Source organism: Shewanella sp. 4t3-1-2LB, assembly GCF_017368415.1.
GTDB classification, from domain to species: Bacteria; Pseudomonadota; Gammaproteobacteria; order Enterobacterales; family Shewanellaceae; genus Shewanella; species Shewanella fodinae.
Window position 1 is genome coordinate 1 of the sequence record NZ_JAFNJD010000025.1, and the last position, 21,221, is coordinate 21,221.

Genomic DNA, 21,221 nt, shown 5'->3' on the forward strand with positions numbered 1-21,221 from the left:
TGATGCACCAACTACAATTAAATTAATTAATATTAATAGGTTGTGTAACTATTTTGGTGGGAGAATGACGGCTATAAATTCGATGTTATGCAACTTTCCAATGCTTTCTCCCGGTAGTTAACAAGTTTGTCCACAGATATTGTGGATAGTGTGATAGACATAGGAAGCGGCGTAATTGATGTGCATAAAGTGGCGACAGATAGCGAAAGCTTTGATAACTGCTAATTGCTGCCACGCAAGCTTTGTGAAACAATCGATGCATTGAAATTTCTGAAGTTTTCGGAGTCCATGTGATTGACGGCGATGGCTTTCGCGCAAATGTGGGCATAATCATCTGTAATAAAATTGGGCAAGTGATGTGGGCTCGCCGTTTTGGCCAACATTCATGGCAATTTCCACAAGGTGGCGTGGATGAAGGCGAATCGGTAGAAGAAGCTATGTACCGGGAACTCTATGAAGAGGTCGGTCTGAAACCTGAACATGTACAGATCCTCATGTCTACCCGCTCCTGGCTCAGGTATCGCTTACCCAAACGACTGGTACGACAGGATAGTCAGCCTGTGTGTATTGGACAGAAGCAAAAGTGGTTTTTGCTACAGTTGAAAAGCCAAGACAGCACGGTAAATCTGAACGCATCAGGTCACCCTGAATTTGATGATTGGCGCTGGGTCAGTTACTGGTACCCGGTGCGGCAGGTGGTGTCGTTTAAACGTGATGTTTATCGGAAGGTGATGAAGGAGTTTGCTGCAACAACGTTGGCACTGCAGCAGCAACGGGAACCCTATCGCCGCAAGGGCCGAAGTCGGCCGTCTCGCTGACAGGAATAGCGTGGGAGGGAAGCGTTGTTAAATACACTCAGGGATATTACTCAGGCAGTTGCCAGTGCCGGAGATTTAGATACAGCGCTGGAATTACTGGTTAAGCAGATAAAAACTGCCATCGCAACCGAGTGTTGCTCTATCTATATTCTTGATAAAGACGAATTGGTTCTGTCTGCAACCGACGGTTTGGAGCCTGCTGCTGTTGGCAATGTGCGAATGTCAATTACTGAAGGGCTGGTAGGATTGGTCGCGCAAAGAGAAGAAGCCATCAATCTGGCCGATGCTCGTCAACACCCGCGTTTTAAATTGTTCCCCGAAGCTGCCGAAGAGGAGTATCGCGCTTTTCTTGCGGTTCCTATCATCTATCAAAAACAGCTGCTGGGTGTCATTGTGGTGCAGCAAGCCAGTGCTCGCCAATTTAGCGAAGGCGAAGAAGCGTTCCTGATGACGCTGGCGGCGCAATTGGCCATGGCGGTGCGAGGCTTGAAACAGAAAGCCAGCGTTAAAGGGCGGGAGAAACAGATCCTGTTTCAGGGAACCCCGGCGTCTAACGGTATTGCTATTGCTCATGCGCTGGTACTTGGTGGCGAAATCTCGTTGCAACAGCCTAACCGCAAAGCCGCCGATATTAAGGTTGAATTGGAACGTTTAAGCACGGCGGTGAGCCGCTGTCGCAATAATCTGGGCAATCTGTCACAACGTTTTGATCGAGAGCAAGATCAGGAAGTGGTGGCAATCTTTTCGGCGTTAACGCTGCTGTTGGATGACTCCAGTCTCGGCGGTGAATATATCCGGGAAGTGGAGCAGGGCTGGAGTGCCGAGTCGGCTATCAGCCGGGTTTCGTTGCGGTACATCGAACAGTTTCAGTCGATGGATGATCCCTACATCAAAGAGCGCGCCAGTGATATCCGGGATCTTGGGCAGAAAGTCCTGCGTCAGTTAATTGAACCTGACAGGTTAGTACTGGATTCTGATAAGCCGGTGATCCTGGTAACCAAGGAAGCGGATACAACCTTACTGGCCGAATTCCCTCGCGCTAAGTTGGCGGGCATTGTGACTGAACTTGGCGGTGTCAATTCCCATGCGGCAATTTTGGCTCGCGCCTTGGGACTACCGGCATTGACCGGTGTACAGCAAGTGCTGGCCTCCAATATTGATAAAAAAATGGTGGTGTTGAACGCGACGCGTGGGCAGTTGATGGTGTCACCGTCAGTTGCAGTCGTAAGTGAATATCGCAGTTTGCTCAACGCTGAAAAAGCGCTACAACGGCAGTATATGCAGGAGGTGCATCTACCGGCGCAAACACTGGATGGTGAGCGGGTTAATCTGTTTATCAATGCCGGATTGCTCAGTGGCTTGGCCTCGGAACTGGCGGAGGGGGCGGACGGTGTCGGGCTTTATCGCACCGAGATCCCGTTTATGTTGCAGCAGCGTTTTCCCAGCGAATCGGAGCAGATCAAGGTTTATTCCCAAGTTTTCAAGTTGGTTGCCGGCCGTCCGGTGGTGATGCGGACATTGGATGTTGGCGGTGACAAACCTTTACCTTATTTCCCCATTAAAGAAGACAACCCTTTCCTCGGTTGGCGCGGTATTCGTATGTCGCTGGATCATCCTGAGCTATTTCTGGTACAGATCCGCGCGATGTTGCAGGCTAATGGCAATAGTGAGCAGTTGAAAATCCTGTTGCCGATGGTCAGCAACATCGAAGAGATTGATCATGCGTTGGAGTATTTTGAACAGGCCTATCAGGAGCTAAAATCCGATGTTAATCCTGACTTGTCCAAGCCACAATTTGGGGTGATGTTAGAGGTACCTGCGCTGTTGTACCAGTTAGATGAAGTCGCCAAACGGGTGGATTTTGTTTCGGTAGGTTCTAACGATTTGACTCAGTATCTGCTCGCGGTAGATCGCAATAACCCACGGGTCAGCTCGCTGTTTGATAGCTATCATCCCGGGGTCTTGCGTTATCTAAAATCAGCGTTGGAGCTTTGCCAACAGTATGGGTTGGGGATCAGCGTCTGTGGTGAAATGGCTGGCGAGCCGAGCGGCGCTTTGCTGCTGTCGGCTATGGGGTATCGTGAACTCAGTATGAATCAGGGGGCGTTGGCGAAAATTAACTACCTGATGCGGCGCGTTCGTATGGATGAACTGCAGGCGCTATTGCAGCAGGCGCTCAACATGCGTTGTGGCGCTGACGTCAGGGAATTGTTACGTGATTATCTTGGCGAAAAAGGGCTGGCGGCCATTCTTAACTAGCCATTGGTCCGTTTTTATCACTCAAAGTGAAAGTGAGGCGTTAGTGGAAAGCCTGTTATTGTTGCTAGGAGCCTGTTTGTTGCTGGGGATTGCCGTCGGTTTTTCGGCCGGATTATTGGGCATTGGCGGCGGCTTGATTGCGGTACCAGCATTAATCTATCTGCTACCGATGGTGGATGTTCCCGCTAATAACTTGCCTCATGTCGCTATTGCCACATCTTTAGCCGCGATTATTCTTACCTCTTTTGCATCCGCCAGAGCTCATCATCAGCGTGGCAACATCGATTGGTCGCTGTTTAAGCCAATGTTGCCAGGGACTATGTTGGGCGCATTGGGCGCCGGCTTTATTGCTGAATTTATCTCTGGGGCGGATTTGAAGCGTGGCTTTGCCGTATTCGTGATCCTCATGTCAATTAATATGGCGTTTCCTTATAAACCCGTTTCCACGGAAAAAAAAATGCCGCCAGCGCTGGTTTTGTTCCTCGTCTCAGCGCTGATAGCGGTGGTTTCAGGCTTGATGGGCATCGGCGGCGGGACGTTGACGGTACCTTTCCTGTGTTGGTGTGGGTTGCAGATGCGACAGGCCGTTGGGTTCTCCTCGGCTAATGGTCTGGTCATCGCGCTTTGGGGCAGTTTAGGGTATGTTATTGCGGGCTGGGATGTTCAAGGAATGCCGTTCGGTTCGCTCGGGTATGTCTATATTCCCGCTCTGGTTGGCATTGTGATAACGTCAATGCTGATGGCGCCGGTTGGCGCCAAGGCCGCCAGTACCTGGCCAACCCCCGTGTTAAAGAAAATCTTCGCGGCCCTGCTGCTTGTGGTAGGTCTCAAGCTGATGCTGGGCTAACAATAATCATAATTTCCAGGATGTAATCTTCTGTTATGGCGTTGCAATTTCCCAATATCGATCCTGTGATCGTTTCTTTTGGCCCGTTTGAACTTTTCGGCCAGACATTCCATCCAGCACTGCGCTGGTATGGTTTCATGTATCTTGTAGGCTTTATGGCGGCGATGTTTTTGCTTAACCGTAAAGCTGATCGATCTCATGGGTTGTGGAGCCGTGAACAGGTATCTGACTTGTTGTTCTACGCCTTTTTAGGGGTGATTCTCGGTGGCCGTATTGGCTATGTGCTGGTATATCATCTGGATTATTTTCTGGCTGACCCTTTGTATATATTTAAGATCACTGAAGGTGGAATGTCTTTCCACGGTGGTCTTGTCGGTGTCATTCTGGCGATGTTGTATATTGCCTATAAGCAGCAGCGCAGCTTTTTTGCGGTGGCGGATATCGTGGCACCAGTCGTTCCCATCGGTCTAGGGGCTGGGCGTATCGGTAACTTTATCAATGGTGAGTTGTGGGGCCGAGTAACGGATTTGCCTTGGGGCATGGTATTTCCCTCTGGTGGCCCGTTGCCGCGTCATCCTTCGCAACTGTATCAGTTTGCCCTCGAAGGCGTGGCGTTATTTATTCTGTTGCAGTGGTATAGCCGTAAAACTGACAAACGCGGTGCCGTGTCAGGTATGTTCCTATTAGGTTACGGTATTTTCCGCTGTGTTGCTGAATTGGTTCGTCAGCCAGATCCTCAATTGGGATTTTTCTTGGGTGATATTACCATGGGGCAGATCTTATCTGTGCCAATGATTATTTTTGGTATTTATCTGCTGGTTCGTAAGGCTCCGGCAAACACTCCGGTAAAAGGAAAACAGTAATGCAGCAATATCTTGACTTGATGCGCCACATACTGGAAAACGGCACGGAAAAGACCGATCGCACTGGTACCGGTACCTTGTCGGTTTTTGGTTACCAGATGCGCTTTGATTTGAGCAAGGGCTTTCCACTGGTGACCACCAAGAAATGTCATCTAAGATCGATTATCCATGAACTGTTGTGGTTTTTGAAAGGTGATACCAACGTCAGTTACCTCCGTGATAACAAGGTTTCTATCTGGGACGAATGGGCTGACGAAAACGGCAATCTTGGCCCAGTCTATGGTGCCCAGTGGCGTAGCTGGCCAACCCCCGACGGGCAGCATATCGATCAGATCAGCCAGGTCATCAATCAGATTAAACAGCAACCAGATTCACGGCGACTCATCGTGTCAGCGTGGAATGTTGCGGAGTTGGACAAAATGGCGCTGGCACCTTGTCATGCCTTTTTTCAATTTTATGTTGCTGATGGCAAGTTGTCCTGCCAACTGTATCAACGTAGTTGTGATGTTTTTCTCGGGTTGCCATTCAATATCGCCAGTTATGCTTTGCTGACGATGATGGTGGCGCAGCAGTGTGAGCTGGCGCTGGAAGATTTTGTCTGGACGGGCGGCGATACCCATCTTTATTCCAACCATCTGGAACAGACCCGCTTGCAGCTTACACGTGCGCCTCGGGCTTTGCCGACTATGAAGATAACCAGAAAACCAGCATCGATATTTGATTATCAATTCGAAGATTTCGAATTATCAGGGTATGACCCGCATCCCCATATCAAGGCTCCAGTTGCCATCTAGCCATGTTGATTTTTGCTATTAAACTCGGTAATTCCGAGTTTAATAGCAATTACTTTCGATTTTTCTTACTTTAAACTATCGACTACACTTTGACGAATTACGGTTTTTTGGAGTTTGTCATGGAGAAAGTGATTCGGGATTTCCTGAGCCAGGAATCTGCTGGTGGTATTTTGCTGCTGGTTGCTGTGGTGTTGGCGATGGTATTAGCTAATTCTCCTTTAGTCGGCATCTATCAGGGACTTCTGGATATGCCGTTACAGCTGCGAGTCGGTGCGCTGGATATTCATAAGCCCTTGTTACTGTGGATCAATGACGGTCTTATGGCATTGTTTTTCCTCCTTATTGGTCTGGAAGTAAAACGCGAGCTGGTGGAGGGCGCATTATCCAGTGTGGCGAAGGCGTCACTCCCTACTTTTGCGGCAATTGGTGGCATGATTGCGCCCGCGGCCATCTATCTATTATTCAACTATCATGACCCAGTGACCTCCGGCGGCTGGGCGATTCCGGCTGCTACCGATATAGCCTTTGCTCTGGGGATCATGGCGTTACTTGGTAGCCGGGTGCCCGTTGCCCTGAAAGTATTCCTGCTAGCGTTGGCAATCATTGATGATCTTGGCGTGATTGTCATCATCGCGCTGTTTTATAGCAGCGATTTATCTGTTATCAGTCTGATGGTGGCGGCGTTTGCGGTGCTGGGACTTATTTTGCTTAACCGTAAAGGTGTCACTGCGCTAGCTGCTTATGGTGTGTTGGGTGCCATATTGTGGGTTGCGGTACTTAAATCCGGCGTACACGCCACCCTAGCGGGCGTGATTATCGCCTTTGCCATTCCGTTGCGGGCGGCCGATGGTACGTCTCCTTCTCGTCATCTTGAACACGCTTTGCATCCCTGGAGTACATTCCTGATTTTGCCAGTGTTCGCCTTTGCTAACGCGGGGGTGTCACTGGTTGGCATGTCAGTGCAGAGTGTGTTATCGCCGGTACCTATCGGTATCGCATTGGGATTGCTACTGGGTAAACCGCTCGGCGTCATGTTGTTCAGCTATGTCGCGGTGAAGCTGCATCTGGCAGAGTTACCAGTCGGTATAGGTTGGCGGCATATCGCGCCGGTAGCCGTTATGTGTGGTATCGGTTTTACCATGTCGATGTTTATTGCGTCGCTGGCATTTGAACACGGGGGCGTGCTGTATGGCGATTTGGCCCGACTCGGTATTCTGCTCGGCTCAATGATGGCAGCAACATTGGGGTATTTATGGCTATCGAAGGTTTTACCTGAAACAGGAGATAACACATGAGAACTATCTATTTAACCAGCATTTTGCTCGTGAGTATGATACCGGCAGCGAACGCTTCACCCATCGAAAATTGCAAAGCCGCCAGTGATAATGCGTTATGTCAGAGTTACCTAAAAGGTGTGGTGGAAGGGGCATTGATGTATAAACCGCTGGCCGTTGGGGCGCGGCTTGAAAGCAACGATTATCAGTCGCGAGCGCTGAAATATCGTGGGGGCAAACGTTTTCAGGAAGCCAATCGACAATTCTGTTTAGAGCGATTGCCAGACCCAGAGCAGCTGGTGACCGGACTTACAGAGGCTTTTGATAGTGGCGAGGTGACCGACAGTGCTAGCTTGCAGGTCGCGGTATTTAGCTTACTGGATTGCCAGCGCTTGCAATAATAGGAGTGTCTGACACCTATGTCCCATCTTAACTACAACCATTTGTATTATTTTTGGATGGTGCAGAAAAAGGGCTCGGTGACCAAAGCGGCAGAAGCTTTATGTTTAACCCCGCAGACGGTCACCGGTCAGATCCGGGCCTTTGAAGAACGGCTGAAAGGCAATTTGTTTAAACGTAACGGTCGCCGCCTAGAACCCACTGAGTTGGGGGAATTGGTCTTTCGTTATGCCGACAAGATGTTTGCCTTGTCCTATGAAATGTTGGATGTGCTTAATTACACCAAGGATGACAGCCTATTGTTTGAAGTAGGCATTGCTGATGCGTTATCTAAAACCCTTGCCAGTCGCGTATTAATGTCGGTGATCCCGCGTGATGGCACGATGCAGCTTGCCTGTTATGAGGCGACTCACGAGAGCTTAATGGCGCGGTTGCGGGAACATAAACTAGACATGATCTTGTCTGATTGTGCCGGTGAGTCGCTAAAATATCCTGAGATCCTCTCGAAAAAACTGGGGGAGTGTGGCGTGGCTTTTTTTTCCGCCATGCCATTGCAGCGACCTTTCCCCGCATGTCTCGAAGAGGTACCGATTTTGTTGCCAAGCAAACGTTCATCTTTGGGACAACAACTATACCGCTGGTTTGACGAAAAGAATCTCAATGTGACCATTCTTGGCGAGTTTGATGATGCCGCCATGATGAAGGCCTTTGGCTATTTTGGCCGCGGCATTTTTGTGGCACCGGCCATCTATCAGCAGGATATTCTCAATCATGATGTCCGATTGTTAGGGGTGACGCGGGAGGTACGTGAAGAGTATCACGTGATGTTCGCCGAGCGGATGATCCAGCACCCTGCAGTAAAGAGTCTACTCAATACTGATTTTGACGAGCTTTTTTCGGGAATGGATGTGCAACTTCAGAAACTTTAGTGATTCGACAGTTCCTAGCGCAAGCGGTAAACTTGCTGCTGCATTCATTTTGGGGAGTTAACTGGTGGCTGATTTGATGAATTTTGCCCGGGTCAAGTGGGCATGCCGTCGTGGTATGTTGGAACTGGATGTGTTGTTCCAGCCGTTTGTGGAACAGTATTATCAGGATTTGAGTGACACCGACAAAGCCTGTTTTGTGCGTCTGCTGGAATGTGAAGACCCACAGTTATTTGCTTGGTTTATGGGACACGAAAAATGTCCTGATCCATTGTTGGCGGACATGGTTGCCAAGGTTCGCGGGCGTGCAGCGCCATAGATTTACTGCGAAATCTTCAGTGGGTCAATATTTGGCTCTAGGTGTGCTAGCAGTCATCTGTTTGCTGAGTTTTAGGTTGTGGCCAGCGCTGGATTTTCGTTATTACCAACCGCTGCGTTGGGGACTGATGTTATCTGTGATCAGTTATTTCGCTTATCAGTTATGGCAGTTACGTGATTGGTCGGTAAGTTTCTGGCTTAACGGCAAAGGTCAGGGGCTGTTTGATGCTGACCAGATGTTTACCGTAGGTGAGCCTGTGCTCGTAACCCCTTGGCTAGTGAGTTTCAAATGTATACAAGCGAACAGGTTTCAGCGTTTATACCTGTTTCGCGATATGTTTGACGACACAGATTATCGCCATCTGTGTCGTCTACTGCTCAATCGTGATAGCCCCTATTCCGGCTGAAGAATGGTGGGCAGTGGCTGTGGTAGTTTATCAGGGTAGTCAATATTGTAATGTAACCCACGGCTTTCTTTACGGTGCATAGCGCAGCGAATAATTAACTCCGCCACTTGCACTAGGTTGCGCAATTCCAGCAGATTATTACTGACCCGGAAGTTGCTATAGTACTCTTCAATTTCTTGCTGCAGCATTGAGACTCGCCGTAACGCACGTTCGAGCCGCTTGTTAGAGCGGACAATCCCCACATAGTCCCACATAAATAATCGTAGTTCGTGCCAATTGTGGGCAATTACCACTTCTTCGTCAGAATTAGATACTTGACTTTCATCCCAGGGCGGAATTGCACCGGGCATCTGCAGTTTATGCAACTGACCGACAATATCGCTGGCAGCAGCGCGGGCAAATACCAGACATTCCAACAGCGAATTAGATGCTAGACGATTGGCACCATGCAAACCGGTATAAGCCACTTCACCAATTGCGTACAGTCCGTTAAGGTCGGTTTGCCCATGTAAGTCAGTCATCACACCACCACAGGTATAATGCGCTGCAGGCACCACGGGGATAGGTTGCTTGGTGATATCAATAGACAGTGCTAGGCAGCGACGATAAATCGTCGGGAAGTGCTTGATAATGAACTCTGGATCCTTATGGGAAATATCCAGAAATACACAGTCAGCGCCAAGTTTTTTCATCTCGTGGTCGATGGCTCTAGCGACAATGTCTCGCGGCGCCAACTCGGCACGTTCGTCATATTCCGGCATAAAGCGACTGCCATCGGGCCGTTTGAGTAACGCACCTTCCCCACGGAGTGCTTCGGTCAGCAGGAAGTTACGAGCATCGGCGTGATAGAGACAGGTGGGATGAAACTGATTGAATTCCATATTGGCAACCCGGCAACCGGCGCGCCAAGCCATAGCGATGCCGTCACCCGATGATACATCGGGATTAGAAGTATATTGATATACTTTGGAACTGCCTCCCGTTGCTAATGCGACAAAACGGGCTTTAATCGTTTCGACCTGTTCCTGGGCGCGGTTCCAGACATACGCGCCTAGCACTCGGTTACCTGGTCGACCGAGTTTTCTGGTGGTGATCAGATCAACCGCGTTATAACGCTCCAGCACAGTGATATTGGGATGTGCCAATATTTGCTGTTGTAACGTTGTCTGCACTTCCTTACCGGTGGCATCTGCGGCATGCAGTATGCGGCGGTGGCTATGACCGCCTTCTCGGGTCAGATGATAGCTGGTTTCATCTACGCTGCCGTCTGGTCGCTCATCTTTATCGAAGGCAACACCACATTCAATGAGCCACTTCATTGCGGCTTTGGCGTTTTGGGCGGTAAAGGTCACAGCTGTTTCATCGCAAAGACCCGCGCCTGCAACCAAGGTGTCAGCAACATGGGATTCTATGGTATCCTCCTCATCGAAAACCGACGCTATGCCTCCCTGGGCATAATAGGTTGAGCCTTCGCTGAGAGCGCCTTTGGAGAGTACGATAATATTGCCATGTGCAGCCAAGTGCAGCGCTAATGTCAGGCCAGCGGCGCCACTGCCGATAATCAAGATGTCGGCTTGGTGTTCAACTGCTTGTTTCATAGGGTATCATGAGCCGATTGGTGGAGGGCATATCCTAAACCAACTGTTTTATGTTGGGTATAAATTTTGACCTAAAACACATTTCTGGTGAGATTTTAAAATTTCATTAAGAACTTTTCATAAAGGCGCTGGTCTACATATGTGAATATGATTCGAGCGACTGAAAAATCAGCATTATAAGAGTTGGGAGAAGTCGGCTCGGATGAGTGGACAGACTAGTGATCAACAATTAGTTGAGCGCGTACAACGGGGCGATAAAAACGCATTTAACCTTTTGGTGCAGAAGTACCAAGGGAAAGTGATAAATCTGATTTCCCGCTATGTGAGAAATCAGGCCGATGTAGCAGACGTAGCGCAAGAAGCTTTTATTAAAGCCTATCGCGCGTTACCGAATTTCCGCGGTGAAAGTGCGTTTTATACTTGGTTGTACCGCATAGCCGTGAACACGGCGAAGAATCATCTGGTATCGCAAGGGCGCAGAGCGCCAGCTAACGATGTCGATGCCGATGAAGCAGAATATTATGATGGTAGTGATGCGTTAAAGGAGTTTGCGTCTCCTGAGCGGCTGATGTTATCGGATGAGATAAAAAAGGTTGTCTTCGAAACATTAGAGTCACTGCCCGAAGAGTTGAAGATGGCAATTTCTCTGCGGGAACTCGATGGTATGAGTTATGAGGATATTGCGAACGTGATGGATTGTCCGGTCGGTACTGTGAGATCGCGGATTTTCCGGGCTCGTGAAGCCATCGACAAAAAGCTCCAGCCGTTGCTGGAAAGATGACCCTTAAACTAACAGGTGAGTTGAGTAATGGATAAATTAGGTCAGGAGTGGGTTTCCGCTGCAGTGGACGGTGAAGCCGGCCCTCAGGCTCTGGCAGATTTGGCCAGTGATAAATCTTCTCATGATAAATGGCGTAACTACCATCTTATCGGTGATGCCATGCGGGGTGAATTGCCGCAGACACTGCAACTGGACCTGTCCGACAGTATTGCTGCCGCTCTGGAGCGGGAACCTGCCATTTTGGCACCTGTTGCGCAGCCTCAGGAATCGGTATCGCGTCCGGCGAATGTGGTTCCCTTATTTAAACAGTTTGGTCAGTATGCGATTGCAGCCGCTGTAGCTCTGGTTGCTGTTGTTGGTGTACAGAACTATTCGGGGTCAGGCAGCAGTGATGAAGCCGCCTCACCCGTGTTGATGACTCGACCATTAGTGGGCGGTGCGTCTCCCGTGAGTTATCAGGAAGGCGAGTTTCAGCAACAGCGTCCCGGTTATACTAATGAGCAATTGAATGAACAGCGTCGTCGTATAAACAGTTATATTCAGGACCACATGTTGCAACAGAGATTGAATGCTGGTGTGGTTATGGATAACAATAACGAGGTCGTTACTGTTCCGCTGAATCAATAAGGAAGTCTTTTGCGCCTCATCCTGTTGGCTTTCCTGGCCTTTGCTCTGCCTGCGTTTGCGCAGGAACAACTCTCCGCTAAGGCTTGGCTCGAAAATATGAGTCAAGCCTTACGCGAAAAACAGTTCAAAATTTCCCTTATCCAGTTACAGGTAGATAGCATCCGGCCGCTGATCTATATCCATGGCAAAGTGGAAGGAAAAGAGGTGGCGTTTCTTGAACACCTCAATGGCCCTATCAAAAATGCAGTGCGTGTTGGTAATATTGTGACCTTTATTGAACATGACCAGCCTGCCTACAGCATGTTGGCTAATCGTATTCAAGGGGTCATTCCTGCGGCTTTTGCCGGCGATGTTGCCGAGTTGGAACAGGGCTATAATCTGGTTCTCGGTGGCCGTACACGTATAGCCGGACGTACCGGACAAATGATCCGCCTCGTTCCTAATGATGAGTATCGCTATGCGTTCCAGGTTTGGATCGACACTGATACTTATTTGCCGTTACGTTATGACATGTTGTCACAAGACAAACAGTTGCTGGAGCAGTTATTGGTTATCGAATTGGTAGAAACCAAAACGCCAGCGCCCATTCTGGAAGAGGCTTATAAGCAAGAATGGCCTCCGGTGATGAGTCCATCTGAGCGTGAAGATGGGCAGAACTGGCAGTTTAACTGGCTTCCAGCCGGGTTTAAGGTGATTGTGCGAGATCATCATCGTTTGATAGGCACACACGAACCCGTTGAATATATTGCGCTGACTGACGGCTTGAGCAATATTTCGATATACGTTGCACGCTCTGGTGATGCCCCCATACCAGAAGAGTTGATGACTCGTGATGGTATTTCGATGGCGTCAGAACGGGTAGGAAACTTAGAAGTGGTTGCCGTGGGTAAAGTGCCAACGCAGACGCTGGTGCGTATCGCTTCTGGATTAAGACTCGATTGAGGATCCGCTTATGATGGAGCAGGTAGCTAAAGTCATTGGTTCTGATTCCGACGGTTGGGTAACCGTACAGGTGGAAATGAAAAGCGCCTGTAGCCATTGTTCTCAGGGCGAAAGTTGTGGCACATCGGCGGTTGCCAAAGCATTCAGCAGTAAGTTTCAGGTATTTTCTTTAGCGACGACAGAATCCTATCCTAATGGTACGCTGTTGCGTTTGGGGTTACCTGAAAGCGTGGTGTTGAAGGCCGCAGCCTTGGTCTATCTGTTACCGCTGATTGGCATGTTTGTCGGCGGCACCTTAGGTAATATTCTGGCAACAGCGCTCGACGCTAACCATGATGCGATAAGCCTACTGCTGGCGGTACTGGTGGCGGTGTTCGCCTGGTCTCTTGGCAAACGTCAGGCGCGCGCGCTGGAAGCTACTGCGCAGCCGGTGATATTGGCCAATCTTGGGCGACCATTGGCAACGGAGAACGCTGATGCTAATGGTTGTTGTCATCCCTGATGCCCCCTGGCGATATCGCCGATTCTGATTGGTATTGGCTCCGCGATCAGTTACAATTCCGCACCTTTAACTGACACATTTAACCAAGAGCTTAGTCACTGCAGCATGATGAATCACATCAGAAACTTCTCGATTATTGCCCACATTGACCATGGTAAGTCCACGCTTTCCGACCGTTTGATCCAAGTTTGTGGTGGTCTGACTGACCGCGAAATGGCGGAACAGGTATTGGACTCAATGGATCTTGAGCGGGAACGCGGGATCACCATTAAAGCCCAGAGCGTAACGCTAGAATACAAGGCTAAAGACGGTGAAACCTACCAGCTCAACTTCATTGATACGCCCGGGCATGTTGACTTTTCCTATGAAGTTTCACGTTCATTGGCCGCTTGTGAAGGTGCACTCTTGGTGGTTGACGCTGGGCAAGGCGTTGAAGCGCAGACGCTGGCGAACTGTTACACCGCGCTGGACATGAACCTAGATGTGGTGCCAGTGTTGAATAAAATCGATTTACCGCAGGCCGATCCTGATCGGGTTGCTGCTGAAATCGAAGATATTGTCGGTATTGAAGCCAAGAATGCTGTGCGCTGTTCGGCCAAAACCGGTGTCGGTGTAGATGAAGTGCTGGAGATGATAGTCGCACAAATCCCGTCACCCAAGGGCGACCCTGAGGCACCGTTACAGGCATTGATCATCGACTCCTGGTTTGACTCTTATCTCGGCGTGGTGTCTTTGGTGCGCATCAAGAACGGCAGCCTGAAAAAGGGTGACAAGTTTAAGGTGATGTCCACGGGGCAAAACCATATTGCGGAGCGGGTCGGGATCTTTACCCCAAAACAAACAGATAAAGATGAGTTGAAAACCGGCGAAGTAGGTTTTGTTGTCGCGGGTATCAAGGAGATCCACGGTGCCCCGGTAGGGGATACCTTAACACACGCTAAAAATGGTGCTGATAAACCACTGCCTGGCTTTAAAAAAGTTAAGCCGCAAGTGTACGCCGGGGTGTTTACTGTATCGACCGATGACTATGAAAGCTTCCGTGATGCACTGAACAAACTGAGCCTCAATGATGCGTCACTGCAATTCGAGCCAGAAACCTCTTCGGCTCTCGGTTTTGGGTTCCGTATAGGCTATCTTGGTCTGCTACATATGGAGATCATTCAGGAGCGTCTGGAACGTGAATATGACCTGGATCTGATCACAACAGCACCGACAGTAGAGTATGAAGTGGTGATGACAAACGGTGATACCGTCTATGTAGATAACCCATCAGAACTACCACCGATTAATAATATTGAAGAAATTCATGAACCAATTGTTGAAGCCAACATTCTGGTACCGAAGGACTACTTAGGGAATGTGATTACCCTGTGTGTGGAAAAACGTGGTGTACAGAAAAACATGGTGTATCACGGCAATCAGGTGGCATTGACGTATCATATTCCCGCTGCTGAAGTGGTGATGGATTTCTTTGATAAACTGAAGTCTACCAGTCGAGGCTATGCGTCACTGGAATATAATTTTGTGTATTTCCAACCGGCGGACATGGTGCGTCTGGATGTACTGATTAATGGCGACCGTGTTGACGCCTTGGCGATGATCCTTCATCGCTCCAATATCCGCCACCGCGGTATTGCGTTGGTAGACAAAATGAAAGAGCTGATCCCGCGGCAAATGTTTGATATTGCTATTCAAGCAGCGGTTGGCAGTCAGGTAGTCGCACGTTCAACTGTCAAAGCATTGCGTAAGGATGTGACTGCCAAATGTTATGGTGGTGACGTTTCCCGTAAGAAAAAACTGCTGCAGAAGCAGAAAGAAGGTAAAAAGCGGATGAAGCAATTGGGTAACGTTGAAGTGCCACAGGAAGCTTTCCTAGCAGTATTGAAACTCAACGAGTGACCTCGGTATTGCTTTGCGGATAATATCGTTTGTCCTGGCGCCGCAATATGCGGCGCTTTGGTTAGTATGCCTGATGGGGGACTCCCCGGCCGCTGCAGGTACACTAACCAAAGTTGACAGGAATGGTTTGTATTTATTGAATTCAAGGCAGGAGTATAACTGACCCATGGCAGCCTACTTTTCGATTTTCCTGGTTTTAGTTACTTTGGTTACTGGCATCATTTGGGCGTTGGATGCTTGGCTGCTGGCGCCGAAACGCCGGGCACGTTTAGCGTTAGCAGAAGCGCAGGGCGAATTGCCGGAACCAGCCAAAGCGCAGATGTTACAAGAACCTGCATTTGTCGAAACCGCGAAATCTATATTCCCGGTTATCGCGTTCGTGATGATCTTGCGCTCTTTTCTGTACGAGCCTTTTCAAATCCCATCTGGCTCGATGATGCCGACGCTGTTAGTAGGCGATTTTATTCTGGTTGAAAAGTTTGCCTACGGCCTTAAAGACCCAGTATGGCGTACCAAAATGATCAGTACTGGAGAGCCAAAGCGAGGCGATATTATTGTCTTTAAATACCCCAAAGATGAGTCCATTGACTACATCAAACGGGTGGTTGGTTTACCCGGTGATCGTATTATTTACCGCAATAAACAGCTGTATATTCAGGAGGCTTGCCAGCAGCAGAGTCCATGTCCTGAACCGCGGTTGGTTGCCCGAGCTGAGGTGAATCGTGGTGAATTTAGTTTAGATGGTGTGCCGCAGATCCGTTATCGCGAGCAATTAGGGGATGTGACGCACGATATTCTTATTGATCCGGCGCGTGGTGAGCCTACAGCATTTTATTTCCGTGACGGTGATTTACCTGCTGGAGAGTTTGTAGTGCCTCAAGGTGAGTATTTTGCCATGGGTGATAACCGCGATAACAGCACTGACAGCCGCTTCTGGGGCTTTGTTCCCGAAAAGAATCTGGTTGGGCGTGCCGTATGTATCTGGATAAGCTTTGAGTTCGATCGTAAGCCGGATGACTTTTTGCCAACCTGGATCCCGACCGGTGTGCGTTTTAACCGTGTTGGGGGCTTACAGTGATGGAACCTATCAAGAATCTTCCCAGATTGTGTCGAACACTTGGCTATGAGTTTAAAGATCTGTCATTGCTGGAACAGGCGCTGACGCATCGTAGCGCCGCCAACAAACATAACGAACGTCTGGAGTTTCTCGGTGACTCCATCCTGTCAGTGGTGATTTCCGACAAACTGTTTCACCAGTTTCCGAAGGTGACTGAAGGTGATCTCAGCCGTATGCGGGCCACATTAGTCCGTGGCGATACATTGGCCAAAATGGCGAAAGAGTTCAAACTGGGCGATTATCTAACATTAGGCCCAGGTGAGTTGAAAAGCGGTGGCTTCCGACGCGAGTCCATTCTCGCGGATGCTGTAGAAGCGATTATCGGCGCTATTTATCTGGATTCTGATCTGGAAGTCGTGCGAGGGTTATTGCTTGGCTGGTATGAACAGCGTTTGCTGATGATTAAACCGGGGGAAGGGCAGAAGGATGCCAAGACCCAACTGCAAGAGTTGCTGCAGGGCCATAAAAAGCCGTTACCGGAATATTTGGTGCTGAAGGTCGAAGGCGAAGCGCATGATCAGACCTTTACTGTTGAGTGTCGGGTGGCTGAATTGTCTGTAGCGGTGACCGGTACTGGCAGTTCACGACGCAAGGCTGAGCAGCAGGCCGCAGCCCAGGTACTGGAGTTAATGAAACATGAGTAAACCCCCACAAGTGCCACAACAGGAACCGAGCCTGGATGAGTTGCTGGCAAAATTGCAACAGCCACAAGCCCAGCATTTTGATAAAACCTACTGCGGCATGGTGGCAATTGTTGGTCGGCCTAACGTGGGTAAGTCCACATTATTGAATCGGCTGCTGGGGCAGAAGGTCAGTATCACTTCCCGTAAACCGCAAACGACACGGCACCGGATTATGGGGATCCATACTGAGGGTGATTCTCAGGTGGTTTTTATCGATACGCCAGGGCTGCATATGGAAGAGAAGCGGGCTATCAACCGCTTGATGAACCGTGCGGCTGCTAGCTCAATTGCTGATGTGTGCATGGTGATCTTTGTGGTCGATGGTTTGAGCTGGACCGCCGATGATGAAATGGTATTGAACAAATTACGGCGTGGTGCCGATGAGCGTAAAACTATTCTGGCCGTTAACAAAGTCGACCACATTAAAGACAAAGAAGCGCTGTTCCCGCATTTGCAGGAACTGGCTCAAAAATTCCCGTTTGATGACATAGTGCCGATTTCCGCCAAGTCAGGTACCAATGTTGGCAAATTGATGTCGCTGGCGCGCCAGAGTTTGCCTGAGAGCGTGCATTTCTTTCCCGAGGACTACATTACTGACCGTTCACAGCGGTTTATGGCGTCGGAGATTGTGCGTGAAAAACTGATGCGTTATCTAGGTGATGAGCTTCCCTATGATGCCACGGTTGAAATCGAGCAGTTCAAATTGATGGAAAATGGTGTCTATCAGATTAACGCCTTGATCCTGGTTGAACGTGAAGGCCAAAAGCGCATGGTGATTGGTAAAAATGGTGAACGTATCCGTACTATTGCGACTGAATCCCGTTTAGACATGGAGAAACTCTTTGAGAATAAAGTGTTTCTTGAAGTATGGGTGAAAGTGAAATCCGGTTGGGCGGATGATGAACGGGCACTTCGTAGTCTGGGATATGGCGACGATTGACCTTTTATGTATCGGGGATATGTGCTGCATGCTAAACCTTATCAAGAAAACAGTGCACTGCTGAAACTGTTGGTTGATGGTTTAGGAAGAGTTGATGCCGTTGCCAGATTAGGTAGTGGCAAACGCTCACTGAAGAGCATAGTGCAGCCATTTCAACCTCTGCTATTTGCATTATCTGGCCGAAGCGAACTGCGTAACCTAAATCAGATTGAAACTGCTTCCCCAGCGGTACCTCTGAGTGGGGATGCGTTATATTCGGCAATCTATCTTAACGAATTGCTGGTTAGAGCGTTGGCTCAGGTACAAAGCGGCGAATCTCTATTTGTGCCCTATCATCAAACATTGATAGCGCTGGCACGCGAATTCAGTCAAACACCACTGCGCTTTTTTGAGCTGACGTTACTGGAAGAGCTGGGTTGTATGCCATCGCTGACCCATGACGCCAATGGGGTAGCATTGGACGCAGCTCAGCTATATCGCTGGTTGCCTGAATCGGGTTTTTTACCGGGCGATGGCGTGTTCCCAGGACGGGTGTTGCTAGCACTTGCGGCCAGAGAACTTGATGCCGCAGACTGGTCATATGCCAAGCGCTTAACCCGAGTATTGTTGCAACCAGTGGTAGGTGAGCGGCCACTGCTGAGCCGACAGTTGTTCAGCAACAGAGCATTACCGAAGAATCAAGAATAACAGATGCTAATGGCATAGCATTGTGATCAGGAGTGAAAGGTTATGGGAAGAATTCTGTTAGGCGTTAATATTGACCATATCGCCACGCTGCGTAATGCCCGCGGTACGGATTTCCCGGATCCGGTACATGCAGCGGCAGTCGCGGAACACGCCGGGGCCGAAGGCATTACCGTCCATCTGCGGGAAGATCGCCGTCATATTAAAGATCGCGATATTTATCTGCTGGCAAAAACCTTACAGACGCGCATGAATCTTGAGATGGCTGTTACCGAAGAGATGCTGGCAATCGCCTGTGATATTAAGCCGCCACATTGTTGTCTGGTCCCAGAAAAACGCGAAGAGCTGACCACTGAAGGTGGGTTGGATGTTGCTGGACAGCTAGATAAGATGAGTGCGGCGGTGCGGCGGTTAAACGAGGCGGGTATCTGTGTGTCACTATTTATCGATGCTGATAAACGGCAGATTGATGCTGCTGTCGCCGTTGGAGCGCCGGTGATAGAGATCCATACCGGGCATTACGCCGATGCAAAAACGGCAACAGAAGCCAACAATGAACTGCGCCGGATAAGCGACATGGCGGCTTATGCGCACAGTAAAGGGTTGGTAGTGAATGCCGGGCACGGCCTGCATTATCACAATGTGAAGCCCATTGCTGCTATCCCAGAATTGTATGAGCTGAACATCGGTCATGCCATTATTGCTAGAGCGGCCATTGATGGTTTGGCTAAGGCTGTCACTGATATGAAACAACTGATGTTGGAAGGGCGCAGAGGCGAATAATGGCAATTTTGGGACTGGGGACGGATATTGTCGAGATTAGCCGCTTCAGTGACATGTCGGCAGCGGCGTTGCAGCGTTTGGCGGCACGGGTGCTGACCCCTGTCGAGCTGCAACAATTCAGTGCTCACAAACAACCCGCGCGTTTTCTTGCGAAGCGTTTTGCTGCCAAAGAAGCTGCCGCCAAAGCGTTGGGCACTGGTATTGGTCGCGGCGTCTCATTTCAGCATCTACAAGTATCCAACAATGGCGCTGGTGCGCCGCAGCTCAGTTTATCTGATGGTGCGGCGGCACAGTTACAGTTATTGGGTGCGACAACAGCGTTGCTTTCTATTGCGGATGAACGCCACTACGCGGTTGCTACTGTGATCCTGAGTTAATAAACTCACTATCGACAATTAACAAAGGGCCTAGAGGCCCTTCTGAATTGGGCAAGTGTCAATCCGCACCGTTATACAGTTGTCCACCATTAGCCACATAGCTTTCAAGCACTGCGCGCCCCTCTGCCTGTAACAGCTGGCGTTGTACTTGAACACCCGCATTTTGCAGGTAGTCATATGAGCTCTCAAAAACTGGACCTTCATCAAAGCCTATGGCTCTGGCATCATCGCCGGTGGCGGCACACACTAGGCGTTTTACACCTGACCATAATACGGCGCCCATACACATGGCACAGGGCTCACAGGAGGTAAACAATTCGTACTCTTCCGCAAGCCCGAGGCTGAATTGTTGCAAACGCTGTTCTCCGAACATAATCGCCAGTACTTCTCCGTGCAGGGTCGAGTTATTTTGTGGCACCACCTGATTAACGCCCACACTCAGTAACAGCCCTGAGTGCCGATGGACGATGATACTGGCGAATGGACCACCGGTTTTGCGCCTGACATTTTCTTGGGCCAGCGTCAGTGTTAACGCCATTTTTTCCTGATCTGATGTTAATGGACGTTGCCACTCCACCCGCTCGTTTATCCACTCCGGCAGATGGATGCTGACAGTGGTTGCCGGAGACCGAGAAAAAATGTGGGAATGCGAACCACACATGTTATTACCTCTAACTATCGTTCAGCCGCTCAGTTTAACATGCAGCCAAGCCTGGTAAAGCGCGGGCGGATTATTTCCTGTTTCACTTTGCTTTAGTTAGAGGATTACCGCTATGGTATATATCACGGCTAAATAATAAATCGGCAGGTGATGGATGAAATCGGCAATTGAACAGCTTTCAGATTATAAAAGCGTACATCTCAACGCGACCAATTTGAAAACCCATTTTGTGGGAATTCCGCTGATTATTTGGTCGATATTTCTGTTGTTATCGCTGCTGCGACTCGAAATAGCCGGGCTTGTGGTCGGCGGTAGTGTACTGCTGTTAATACCTGTGATGCTGTATTACCTGTTATTGCATTGGCGTCTGGCGATTGGCATGGCAGTGTTTATGGTACCGATCGTTGCCAGTACTGAATGGCTTTACCATTCAGGAGAGGCCTCCGTTTGGCTGGCGTTGTTGGTCTTTGCTGTGGGCTGGGTGTTTCAGTTTATTGGACATTATTATGAAAAAGCCAAACCTGCTTTTCTGGACGACATTTCACAGCTATTCATTGGTCCTTTTTTTCTGATGGCTGAAATCTACTTTATGCTAGGTTGGGCAAAGAGTTTGGAACACAGTATTACGCCCTTGGCCAAAGATAAGCGCTTATTGCTGGAACAAACTAAAGCAGTTCGAGCGACGAACTGATAGTGGCAAAAATTAAGGCACCTAGGGTGCC

At 49.3% G+C, this 21,221-nt stretch carries 24 protein-coding genes; 22 read left to right on the forward strand and 2 right to left on the reverse strand.

Annotation, left to right across the window (positions count from 1 at the left end; all coding sequences use genetic code 11):
• Window positions 1-290: 290 nt before the first annotated feature.
• The 10 genes from rppH (at window position 291) to J3L11_RS10505 (ending at window position 8,905) form a co-directional block, all read left to right on the forward strand.
• Window positions 291-818, forward strand: coding sequence for an RNA pyrophosphohydrolase (gene rppH, locus J3L11_RS10460; RefSeq protein WP_189617564.1), 528 nt, complete (start codon window positions 291-293; stop codon window positions 816-818).
• A 24-nt stretch (window positions 819-842) separates the two neighbouring features.
• Window positions 843-3,077: a phosphoenolpyruvate--protein phosphotransferase gene (ptsP, locus tag J3L11_RS10465; RefSeq protein WP_189617565.1), complete on the forward strand. Its 2,235-nt coding sequence runs from the start codon at window positions 843-845 to the stop codon at window positions 3,075-3,077.
• A gap of 43 nt (window positions 3,078-3,120) precedes the next feature.
• Window positions 3,121-3,924, forward strand: a complete 804-nt coding sequence (locus J3L11_RS10470; protein WP_133038033.1) for a sulfite exporter TauE/SafE family protein — start codon at window positions 3,121-3,123, stop codon at window positions 3,922-3,924.
• 35 nt (window positions 3,925-3,959) lie between these two features.
• The gene (gene lgt / locus J3L11_RS10475) at window positions 3,960-4,787 is read left to right on the forward strand and encodes a prolipoprotein diacylglyceryl transferase (protein WP_207570954.1); all 828 of its coding nucleotides are present in this window, start codon (window positions 3,960-3,962) and stop codon (window positions 4,785-4,787) included.
• A complete protein-coding gene (thyA, locus tag J3L11_RS10480; protein ID WP_207570955.1) occupies window positions 4,787-5,581 on the forward strand; it encodes a thymidylate synthase in 795 nt (264 codons plus the stop codon). The genes lgt and thyA overlap by 1 nt, the downstream gene beginning before the upstream one ends.
• A gap of 119 nt (window positions 5,582-5,700) precedes the next feature.
• Window positions 5,701-6,876 (forward strand): Na+/H+ antiporter NhaA, encoded by a 1,176-nt coding sequence (gene nhaA / locus J3L11_RS10485; RefSeq protein WP_207570956.1) that lies wholly within the window; start codon window positions 5,701-5,703, stop codon window positions 6,874-6,876.
• On the forward strand, window positions 6,873-7,256 hold the full coding sequence (locus tag J3L11_RS10490; protein WP_207570957.1) for a hypothetical protein: 384 nt from the start codon (window positions 6,873-6,875) through the stop codon (window positions 7,254-7,256). The genes nhaA and J3L11_RS10490 overlap by 4 nt, the downstream gene beginning before the upstream one ends.
• Window positions 7,257-7,274: 18 nt before the next feature.
• Window positions 7,275-8,183, forward strand: coding sequence for a transcriptional activator NhaR (nhaR, locus tag J3L11_RS10495; RefSeq protein ID WP_133038038.1), 909 nt, complete (start codon window positions 7,275-7,277; stop codon window positions 8,181-8,183).
• Window positions 8,184-8,259: 76 nt separating this feature from the next.
• Window positions 8,260-8,499 carry a succinate dehydrogenase assembly factor 2 gene (locus J3L11_RS10500; protein WP_189617640.1) on the forward strand — a complete coding sequence of 80 codons (240 nt, stop codon included), beginning with the start codon at window positions 8,260-8,262 and terminating at the stop codon, window positions 8,497-8,499.
• Window positions 8,486-8,905 carry a protein YgfX gene (locus tag J3L11_RS10505; protein ID WP_207570958.1) on the forward strand — a complete coding sequence of 140 codons (420 nt, stop codon included), beginning with the start codon at window positions 8,486-8,488 and terminating at the stop codon, window positions 8,903-8,905. The genes J3L11_RS10500 and J3L11_RS10505 overlap by 14 nt, the downstream gene beginning before the upstream one ends.
• Here the strand turns inward: J3L11_RS10505 and nadB are convergent.
• A complete protein-coding gene (gene nadB, locus J3L11_RS10510; protein WP_207570959.1) occupies window positions 8,893-10,503 on the reverse strand; it encodes an L-aspartate oxidase in 1,611 nt (536 codons plus the stop codon). The genes J3L11_RS10505 and nadB overlap by 13 nt on opposite strands.
• Window positions 10,504-10,705: 202 nt before the next feature.
• On the opposite strand from nadB, the gene rpoE reads away from it, so the two are divergent.
• The 11 genes from rpoE to acpS all read left to right on the forward strand — a co-directional run bounded on the left by rpoE (window position 10,706) and on the right by acpS (window position 19,838).
• Window positions 10,706-11,284, forward strand: a complete 579-nt coding sequence (gene rpoE, locus J3L11_RS10515; RefSeq protein WP_133038041.1) for an RNA polymerase sigma factor RpoE — start codon at window positions 10,706-10,708, stop codon at window positions 11,282-11,284.
• A 27-nt stretch (window positions 11,285-11,311) separates the two neighbouring features.
• Entirely contained in the window at window positions 11,312-11,911 is a 600-nt protein-coding gene (locus tag J3L11_RS10520; protein WP_189617572.1) for an RseA family anti-sigma factor, read from the forward strand.
• A 9-nt stretch (window positions 11,912-11,920) separates the two neighbouring features.
• On the forward strand, window positions 11,921-12,853 hold the full coding sequence (locus tag J3L11_RS10525) for a MucB/RseB C-terminal domain-containing protein (RefSeq protein WP_133038043.1): 933 nt from the start codon (window positions 11,921-11,923) through the stop codon (window positions 12,851-12,853).
• 10 nt (window positions 12,854-12,863) lie between these two features.
• The gene (locus tag J3L11_RS10530) at window positions 12,864-13,355 is read left to right on the forward strand and encodes a SoxR reducing system RseC family protein (protein WP_207570960.1); all 492 of its coding nucleotides are present in this window, start codon (window positions 12,864-12,866) and stop codon (window positions 13,353-13,355) included.
• 108 nt (window positions 13,356-13,463) lie between these two features.
• Complete coding sequence (gene lepA / locus J3L11_RS10535; RefSeq protein WP_207570961.1) at window positions 13,464-15,254, forward strand: translation elongation factor 4; 1,791 nt, start codon at window positions 13,464-13,466, stop codon at window positions 15,252-15,254.
• A gap of 166 nt (window positions 15,255-15,420) precedes the next feature.
• Complete coding sequence (gene lepB, locus J3L11_RS10540) at window positions 15,421-16,332, forward strand: signal peptidase I (protein WP_189617574.1); 912 nt, start codon at window positions 15,421-15,423, stop codon at window positions 16,330-16,332.
• Window positions 16,332-17,015 carry a ribonuclease III gene (rnc, locus tag J3L11_RS10545; RefSeq protein ID WP_133038046.1) on the forward strand — a complete coding sequence of 228 codons (684 nt, stop codon included), beginning with the start codon at window positions 16,332-16,334 and terminating at the stop codon, window positions 17,013-17,015. Before lepB ends, rnc begins: the two co-directional genes overlap by 1 nt.
• Window positions 17,008-17,994, forward strand: coding sequence for a GTPase Era (gene era, locus J3L11_RS10550; protein WP_207570962.1), 987 nt, complete (start codon window positions 17,008-17,010; stop codon window positions 17,992-17,994). The genes rnc and era overlap by 8 nt, the downstream gene beginning before the upstream one ends.
• Before the next feature lie 6 nt (window positions 17,995-18,000).
• On the forward strand, window positions 18,001-18,681 hold the full coding sequence (gene recO, locus J3L11_RS10555) for a DNA repair protein RecO (RefSeq protein ID WP_207570963.1): 681 nt from the start codon (window positions 18,001-18,003) through the stop codon (window positions 18,679-18,681).
• 42 nt (window positions 18,682-18,723) lie between these two features.
• Window positions 18,724-19,461, forward strand: a complete 738-nt coding sequence (pdxJ, locus tag J3L11_RS10560) for a pyridoxine 5'-phosphate synthase (RefSeq protein WP_189617576.1) — start codon at window positions 18,724-18,726, stop codon at window positions 19,459-19,461.
• Window positions 19,461-19,838, forward strand: coding sequence for a holo-ACP synthase (gene acpS / locus J3L11_RS10565; RefSeq protein ID WP_189617577.1), 378 nt, complete (start codon window positions 19,461-19,463; stop codon window positions 19,836-19,838). The genes pdxJ and acpS overlap by 1 nt, the downstream gene beginning before the upstream one ends.
• Window positions 19,839-19,896: 58 nt before the next feature.
• On the opposite strand, the gene J3L11_RS10570 is transcribed toward acpS, so the two are convergent.
• Window positions 19,897-20,499 carry a nucleoside deaminase gene (locus J3L11_RS10570; RefSeq protein WP_207570964.1) on the reverse strand — a complete coding sequence of 201 codons (603 nt, stop codon included), beginning with the start codon at window positions 20,497-20,499 and terminating at the stop codon, window positions 19,897-19,899.
• A 154-nt stretch (window positions 20,500-20,653) separates the two neighbouring features.
• On the opposite strand from J3L11_RS10570, the gene J3L11_RS10575 reads away from it, so the two are divergent.
• Entirely contained in the window at window positions 20,654-21,190 is a 537-nt protein-coding gene (locus J3L11_RS10575; protein WP_207570965.1) for an Mpo1-like protein, read from the forward strand.
• Window positions 21,191-21,221 lie beyond the last annotated feature (31 nt).

Bases quoted from the DNA above. Each gene is read 5' to 3' on its own strand.
- J3L11_RS10490 (WP_207570957.1), top strand. From the start codon at position 6,873: ATGAGAACTATCTATTTAACCAGCATTTTGCTCGTGAGTATGATACCG.
- nhaA (WP_207570956.1), top strand. From the start codon at position 5,701: ATGGAGAAAGTGATTCGGGATTTCCTGAGCCAGGAATCTGCTGGTGGT.
- nadB (WP_207570959.1), bottom strand. From the start codon at position 10,503: ATGAAACAAGCAGTTGAACACCAAGCCGACATCTTGATTATCGGCAGT.
- rnc (WP_133038046.1), top strand. From the start codon at position 16,332: ATGGAACCTATCAAGAATCTTCCCAGATTGTGTCGAACACTTGGCTAT.
- J3L11_RS10575 (WP_207570965.1), top strand. From the start codon at position 20,654: ATGAAATCGGCAATTGAACAGCTTTCAGATTATAAAAGCGTACATCTC.
- lgt (WP_207570954.1), top strand. From the start codon at position 3,960: ATGGCGTTGCAATTTCCCAATATCGATCCTGTGATCGTTTCTTTTGGC.
- J3L11_RS10570 (WP_207570964.1), bottom strand. From the start codon at position 20,499: ATGTGTGGTTCGCATTCCCACATTTTTTCTCGGTCTCCGGCAACCACT.
- J3L11_RS10530 (WP_207570960.1), top strand. From the start codon at position 12,864: ATGATGGAGCAGGTAGCTAAAGTCATTGGTTCTGATTCCGACGGTTGG.
- pdxJ (WP_189617576.1), top strand. From the start codon at position 18,724: ATGGGAAGAATTCTGTTAGGCGTTAATATTGACCATATCGCCACGCTG.
- thyA (WP_207570955.1), top strand. From the start codon at position 4,787: ATGCAGCAATATCTTGACTTGATGCGCCACATACTGGAAAACGGCACG.
- era (WP_207570962.1), top strand. From the start codon at position 17,008: ATGAGTAAACCCCCACAAGTGCCACAACAGGAACCGAGCCTGGATGAG.
- lepA (WP_207570961.1), top strand. From the start codon at position 13,464: ATGAATCACATCAGAAACTTCTCGATTATTGCCCACATTGACCATGGT.
- nhaR (WP_133038038.1), top strand. From the start codon at position 7,275: ATGTCCCATCTTAACTACAACCATTTGTATTATTTTTGGATGGTGCAG.
- J3L11_RS10520 (WP_189617572.1), top strand. From the start codon at position 11,312: ATGGATAAATTAGGTCAGGAGTGGGTTTCCGCTGCAGTGGACGGTGAA.
- rpoE (WP_133038041.1), top strand. From the start codon at position 10,706: ATGAGTGGACAGACTAGTGATCAACAATTAGTTGAGCGCGTACAACGG.
- recO (WP_207570963.1), top strand. From the start codon at position 18,001: ATGTATCGGGGATATGTGCTGCATGCTAAACCTTATCAAGAAAACAGT.
- acpS (WP_189617577.1), top strand. From the start codon at position 19,461: ATGGCAATTTTGGGACTGGGGACGGATATTGTCGAGATTAGCCGCTTC.
- lepB (WP_189617574.1), top strand. From the start codon at position 15,421: ATGGCAGCCTACTTTTCGATTTTCCTGGTTTTAGTTACTTTGGTTACT.
- J3L11_RS10500 (WP_189617640.1), top strand. From the start codon at position 8,260: ATGAATTTTGCCCGGGTCAAGTGGGCATGCCGTCGTGGTATGTTGGAA.